A 2,857-nucleotide genomic window follows, 5' to 3' on the forward strand; every position below is an offset into this window, starting at 1 on the left:
AGATACAACGCTATTATTGCAAGAATGAAACAAAACAGAAGCAAAATACCTGCAATATTAAAACGCAGCTTCAGCGGCTCCGTTGAACGAGCTATAACTAATGTGCGACTGGTACAGGACAAACTCTATGACGAACTCGATTATGATGGTGATGCTTTGCCTCTATCTATAGATGTAGATGTAGCACTTGTACCTTTAGATGTAGCTTTGAACAACATAAGCACACAAAAATAACTCTTTAAACAAAAGTGGAAAAGTTTAATACCCTTTTGGGAGTAAACGCGCAAGCGTCTGCGTACAGCAATGGCAGCGCTCAGTATGTTTCCACAGAAACTCATTTTATAAACGACATAGCCACGGGACTAAAGTGGCAGTGTGTGGAATATGTTCGCCGCTGGTTATGCCAAACAAAAAATATAAGCTTTGCCTCGGTTAACTACGCCTATGAAATTTGGGAGCAAGTGGATCATTGCTATCATTTAAAAACAAAAACACCTCAACCGTTTTATAATTATAATAATGCTTCGAGCACCGCTCCCCTCGTTGGCGACTTGCTTGTTTATGCTAAGTCGTTTTTACAAACAGGACATGTGGCCGTGCTTGTAGAGGTGAATTTAAAAAAAAAGTGGGTTCGCTTAGCCGAGCAAAATTACCAAAACCAAATGTGGCCTGCTAATTACTCTAGACAAGTTAATGTGTCTGTTACAAAAAAAAATAATCAGCCGATTTATAGTATCGAGGACGAACACCTTCTTGGCTGGAAATCTTTAACCTAGCTTTTTAGAGCGAATTTTGTTATAAGTATATTTGTACTTGGGGGTGTCCTGGCTTCGACGCGGATACAAAGTCTCAAGGAGCATGCCGGGGTGCAGGACGGTCCTCGATAAAAACCTGTAATTTTTTTAGTTGGCAACGACTATTCACTTGCTGCCTAATTGAAGGTAGCCGCCTTTATGTTTTGTGACTGCGAAAATATAAAAGGCGTCATTTAGCGGTCTCGAAAAAAAGTTGTTATCTTTAGGGCTTTTTTTTTAAACTTGCTGAAGAGATAATTTAAAAAATTTTGTTTGTGGAAGTTTTTAAATTTAATAAAACATAAACTAAGCATGTAGCGCCTTTTGATAGAAGATTTGCGGAAGCGGGTTCGATTCCCGCCACCTCCACCAACTGTGATAACGGACGAACCAGCGTCCGTTTTGGTTCTGGTTCTGGTTTTGGTTCTGGTTTTTTTCTGCCTACATAAATATGGCCCCTACCACCAAAGTATTTCTCCCCTCTTTCATTAAAATTCCTTTTTTATTTATTGAGTAATTACTATTTTACCTATATACCAAGAAGAGTTAAAATCAAATCACTAAGAAGTAGCAACCATGTTTAAATTATTTTCAAAAACTACAAAAACACTTAAAAACGATATTTTATCTGGCCTTACCGTTTCTCTTGCCCTAGTGCCCGAAGCTGTTGCCTTTTCTTTTGTTGCCGGGGTTGAACCCTTAGTAGGACTTTATGCCGCGTTTTTAATTGGGCTTATTACCTCCCTTGCAGGAGGAAGACCTGGAATGATTTCTGGAGCCACGGGAGCCTTAGCCGTAGTTATGGTATCTTTAGTTGCCGACCACGGCGTAGAATACTTATTTGCCACTGTGGTTTTAATGGGAATAATCCAAATTTTAGCAGGTGTTTTAAAATTTGGAAAATTTGTTAGACTAATTCCCCATTCTGTTATGCTAGGTTTTGTTAATGGGCTTGCTATAATTATTTTTCTTGCTCAACTTTCGCAATTTAAATACACCGATAGCCAAGGCATTGTAACTTGGCTGGAATCTAAAGACATGATGTTAATGTTAGGGCTCGTAGCATTAACTATGTTTATCATTCACTTTTTACCAAAACTAACTAAAGCACTTCCTTCAACCCTTGTGGGAATTATCATAGTTACTGGTATTGTCCACTTACTAAATTTAGATACACGAGTGGTTTTAGACATGGCTTCTGTGGGAGGAGGGTTTCCCAGCTTTCACTTTCCCAACATTCCCTTTACTATGGAAACCTTTAAAATTATTTTACCTTACTCTGCCATTTTAGCAGCCATTGGTTTAATTGAGTCACTAATGACCCTTCAACTTATTGACGAATTAACAGAAACCAGAGGAAGAACTAACAGGGAATGTGTAGGACAAGGCCTTGCAAATATTGTTACAGGTTTTTTTGGAGGAATGGGCGGATGTGCTATGATTGGCCAAAGTATGATTAACATAAGTTCTGGCGGTCGTGGCCGAGCTTCTGGATTTAGCGCCGCTTTATTTTTATTATTTTTTATTGTAGCTGCCTCAAGCCTTATTGAACTAATTCCTTTGGCTGCTTTAGTGGGAGTAATGTTCATGGTTGTCTTTGGTACCTTTGAATGGGCAAGCCTTCGCATTTTAGGAAAAATTCCTAAAGCTGATGCCTTTATTATTCTTTTAGTTTCAACAGTAACTATTTTTACAGACCTAGCCATTGCTGTAGGTTGCGGAGTTGTTGTTTCGGCCCTTGTTTTTGCATGGAAAAAATCAGAAAATATTCATTCCGAAGAATATATTGATGATAAAGGCTTTAAACACTATAAACTTAGTGGTGTTCTTTTCTTTGGGTCGGTGCAAAGTTTTTTACAATTATTTAACCCAAAAACAGACACCCAAACTATTTATTTAGATTTTAAAAACTCTAAAGTTTCTGATTACTCCAGCATTGAAGTTATTAACAACTTAGTAAAAAAATATAAATCTTTAGGAAAAGAAGTTTACATTAAAAACCTCAGCCCTGACTGCCAAAGCGTTGTTAATAAGGCTGGAAATTTATTTACAGCAAAAAAAGA

2 protein-coding genes and 1 other RNA gene are annotated in these 2,857 nt (G+C 37.7%); all 3 read left to right on the plus strand.

The window, feature by feature from the left end; translation table 11 throughout:
* The first annotated feature begins 248 nt into the window (after positions 1-248).
* Positions 249-776 carry a CHAP domain-containing protein gene (locus HAW63_03910; protein ID MBE8163112.1) on the plus strand — a complete coding sequence of 176 codons (528 nt, stop codon included), beginning with the start codon at positions 249-251 and terminating at the stop codon, positions 774-776.
* Between the two features lie 39 nt (positions 777-815).
* Positions 816-1,166, plus strand: a transfer-messenger RNA (tmRNA) gene (gene ssrA / locus HAW63_03915).
* Positions 1,167-1,370: 204 nt separating this feature from the next.
* The coding region (locus tag HAW63_03920; protein MBE8163113.1) for a SulP family inorganic anion transporter at positions 1,371-2,857 on the plus strand (1,487 nt) is incomplete at its 3' end.

The sequence above is a fragment of the Pseudobdellovibrionaceae bacterium genome (assembly GCA_015163855.1).
Lineage (GTDB): Bacteria > Bdellovibrionota > Bdellovibrionia > Bdellovibrionales > UBA1609 > JAAOIH01.